The 3,733-nt window shown below is 70.6% G+C and carries 4 protein-coding genes; 3 read left to right on the forward strand and 1 reads right to left on the reverse strand.

Translation table 11 applies throughout. The features are described 5' to 3' along the window. Positions 1 to 369: WYL domain-containing protein (locus tag KN815_RS44940; protein ID WP_216347573.1), on the forward strand; the 369-nt coding region annotated here is incomplete at its 5' end. Between the two features lie 36 nt (positions 370 to 405). On the opposite strand, the gene KN815_RS51225 is transcribed toward KN815_RS44940, so the two are convergent. Then, positions 406 to 933, reverse strand: coding sequence for a VanZ family protein (locus tag KN815_RS51225; RefSeq protein ID WP_308403708.1), 528 nt, complete (start codon positions 931 to 933; stop codon positions 406 to 408). Between the two features lie 130 nt (positions 934 to 1,063). Here KN815_RS51225 and KN815_RS44950 point away from each other — a divergent pair, with 130 nt between their 5' ends. After that, entirely contained in the window at positions 1,064 to 1,588 is a 525-nt protein-coding gene (locus tag KN815_RS44950; RefSeq protein WP_216347574.1) for a hypothetical protein, read from the forward strand. 89 nt (positions 1,589 to 1,677) lie between these two features. Further along, complete coding sequence (locus KN815_RS44955) at positions 1,678 to 3,327, forward strand: DNA repair helicase XPB (RefSeq protein ID WP_216347575.1); 1,650 nt, start codon at positions 1,678 to 1,680, stop codon at positions 3,325 to 3,327. The last annotated feature ends 406 nt before the right edge of the window (positions 3,328 to 3,733 follow it).

Below are 3,733 nucleotides of genomic sequence, written 5' to 3' on the forward strand. Positions count from 1 at the left end.
ATCCGCGCCGGGGACCTCGCGGCGACCGCGCCCCACAAACCGGCTGCCGCCGCCGAGGCACGGCCGGAGGCCGCTTCCGGGTCACAGCCCGGGGCCGGGTCCGGGCCCGGGTCCGCCGCCAGTGGCGATCGGCTGCCCCGCACCACCTCCGCCGACACCCTCGCCACCATGCAGGCCGCGGCCCTGACCGGGTCCAACGTCTGGATCGGCTATGTCAACGCGAACGGCGCGGCCACCCAGCGCGTGATCGCGCCGGTCCGGGTCGAGGGCGGCTTCGTCACGGCGTACGACCACACCGCGGACGAGGTCCGTACGTACCCTCTGCACCGCATCACGGGCGCCGCCGAACTGGCCGAGGACGCGACGTGACGCAGGCCCTATGGCGTTAGCTCACGCGGCGGGCGGTCACTGTCGCTGGGTCCAGCGGTGCCACCAGTGGCGGCGGCGGGGGTGCAGGGCGTGGCCGAGCCAGCGGCCGATCACGACGTAGCCGAGCAGCGCGCCCGTCGTGTTGAGGATGACGTCGTCGATGTCGAAGGCCCGGCCCTCGACGATGAGCCCCTGAACGGTCTCGACGGCCACCATCACCAGGGCCGTCACCACCACCACCCGCACCGCGCCCCGCGCCTTGGGCAGCAGCATCGGGAGCAGCACCCCGAAGGGGGCACCGAGCAGCACATTGCCGCCGATCTGCTTCACCGTGTCCCGGAAGGCGGGCTGGTCGAGATACGCGTGCAGCGAGCGTCCCGGGTGCAGATTGGTGTGGACGAGGTCGACGGAGCCGGGCTGGGGCACGAGCGTGGCCTTGGCGAGCGCCGCCGCGAAGCCGACCATGCAGACGAACGCCGCGAGCAGCACCAGCACCCGTGCGGCGCGCGCGCCGAACGACTTGCGCTGGAGCAGCGCCGTCTCCGAGGCGCCCTCGGGCGCCACGGGCTCGGCAGGCTCGGCAGGCCCCGCGATCCGGGCTGTCCCGGTCCGGGCTTTCGTCGACGGGCCCTTCGCGGACTCAGGCTTCGCGGACTCAGGCTTCGCGGCCCGGGCCTTGGCGGTCTGCGGTTTCGTGGACCCAGGCTTCGCGGTCTGCGACTTCGTGGACCCAGACTTCACGGTCTGCGACTTCGTGGACCCAGACTTCACGGTCTGCGACTTCGTGGACCCAGACTTCACGGTCTGCGACTTCGTCGTCCGGGCTCCCTTCGCCAGAGCCCCACCCGCCCGCGGCCCCCTCTTCTGGCCGCTCGCCCGCTTCTCGCCGCTCGCCTGCTTCTGGCCGCTCGCCTTCTTCTGGCCGACCGTGGTCCGGGAACCCTCCCTCGGCTTCTTCTCCCCCGACGCTGCCCGCTTCTCCGCCGTCCGCTTTACCGTCGTCCTCTTGTCCGTCGTCCTCTTGTCCGTCGTCCTCTTGTCCGTCGTCCTCTTGTCCGCCGTCCTCTTGTCCGCCGTCCGCCGGATCTCCCATCCAGCGATGCTGATCACAGGGACTCCCTCCCGCCCATGGCTCTGTTGTCGCGGCGCTGTCGTCGCGGTTCCGTCGGTCCGTGTTCGTCGTCGTTCGCCTTCGTTCGTCTTCGCCGCTTGCCCGTAGCCGCCCGTTGTATCCCCGCGGCTCTCCGCCACGCCTTCTCGATGGGGGACACTGGTTCTTTGGCCGGCAGCACGAAAGGACCCAGGCGCGTGAATGGACCCCTCATCGTCCAAAGCGACAAGACGCTCCTGCTCGAGGTGGACCATGAGCAGGCCGGCGCCTGCCGCCGCGCCATCGCGCCCTTCGCCGAGCTGGAGCGGGCGCCCGAGCACATCCACACCTACCGGGTGACCCCGCTGGGGCTGTGGAACGCCCGCGCCGCCGGGCACGACGCCGAGCAGGTGGTCGACGCCCTCGTCGCGTACTCCCGCTACCCCGTCCCGCACGCCCTGCTCGTCGACGTCGCGGAGACCATGGCCCGCTACGGGCGGCTGCGGCTGCTCAAGCACCCCACCCACGGTCTGGTCCTGGAGACCAGCGACCGTCCGATCCTCGAGGAGATCCTGCGGTCGAAGAAGGTCCAGCCGCTGGTCGGCGCCCGGATCGACCCGGAGACCGTCGTCGTCCACCCCTCCGAGCGCGGGCAGATCAAGCAGACGCTGCTGAAGCTGGGCTGGCCCGCCGAGGACCTGGCCGGTTATGTGGACGGCGAGGCCCACCCCATCGAGCTGCGCGAGGACGGCTGGGCGCTGCGGCCGTATCAGACCCAGGCCGTGGAGGGCTTCTGGCACGGCGGCTCCGGCGTTGTCGTGCTGCCCTGCGGTGCCGGAAAGACGCTGGTGGGGGCGGGTGCGATGGCCACCGCCAAGTCGACCACGCTGATCCTGGTCACCAACACCGTCTCCGCCCGGCAGTGGAAGCACGAGCTGGTGCGCCGCACCTCGCTCACCGAGGAGGAGATCGGTGAGTACAGCGGTACGCGGAAGGAGATCCGCCCGATCACCATCGCCACGTACCAGGTGCTCACCACCAAGCGGAAGGGCATCTACCCGCATCTGGAGCTGTTCGACTCCCGCGACTGGGGCCTGATCGTCTACGACGAGGTGCATCTGCTGCCGGCGCCCGTCTTCAAGTTCACCGCCGATCTACAGGCCCGGCGGCGGCTCGGCCTCACGGCGACGCTCGTCCGGGAGGACGGCCGGGAGTCCGATGTCTTCTCGCTCATCGGGCCCAAGCGCTTCGACGCGCCCTGGAAGGAGATCGAGGCGCAGGGCTATATCGCGCCCGCCGACTGTGTCGAGGTCCGGGTCAATCTGACCGAGGCCGAGCGGCTGACGTACGCCACCGCCGAGACCGACGAGAAGTACCGCTACTGCGCCACCACCGACTCCAAGCGGAAGGTCACCGAGGCGCTGGTGGCCCGGCACAAGGGGCAGCAGACGCTGGTCATCGGCCAGTACATCGACCAGCTCGACGAGTTGGGCGAGCATCTGGACGCGCCCGTCATCAAGGGCGAGACCACCAACGCCCAGCGGGAGAAGCTCTTCGACGCCTTCCGGGAGGGCGAGCTGTCGGTGCTCGTCGTCTCGAAGGTCGCCAACTTCTCCATCGACCTCCCCGAGGCCACGGTCGCCATCCAGGTCTCCGGCACCTTCGGCTCCCGCCAGGAGGAGGCCCAGCGGCTCGGCCGGGTGCTGCGCCCGAAGGCCGACGGCCACCCGGCGGTCTTCTACTCGGTGGTCGCGCGCGACACGATCGACCAGGACTTCGCGGCGCACCGGCAGCGGTTCCTGGCCGAGCAGGGGTACGCGTACCGGATCGTGGACGCGAGCGAGCTGCTCGCGGACGAGGACGTCTGACCTTCGGCCCACCACGAGTCACCCACCGCCGTGGGGCACGCTCCCATGGCCAGGACATGTGTCATGGGTGACCCGTGACCGCCGACTCCGCCCGGCGCGTTCCCCGCCCGGCCCCCTCCCCCGGGGCCGTCATAATTCATTCGCCTCCCGGACATGCCCTGGCTACAATCGCCGGTCTTGCCGCCTCCCGCGTTCCGAACGGGAGAGCCGCCGCCCGGACGGAAACCGGTCGGCATCTCTGACCGCGCATCCATACCGCGCACCCGCTTTGTGTATTCGCTCTGTGCACTCGCTTGTGTGTACTCGCCCGCCGGAGGCTACGCCGTGCCCTCGCACGCCCCTGACCACGCAGATCCCCTCTCGGACCCGAACCCCCAGGCAGCAGACCCCCTCGCGCGGGAGCGCG

The organism is Streptomyces niphimycinicus (assembly GCF_018883605.1).
In the GTDB taxonomy this organism is placed as follows: Bacteria; Actinomycetota; Actinomycetes; order Streptomycetales; family Streptomycetaceae; genus Streptomyces; species Streptomyces niphimycinicus.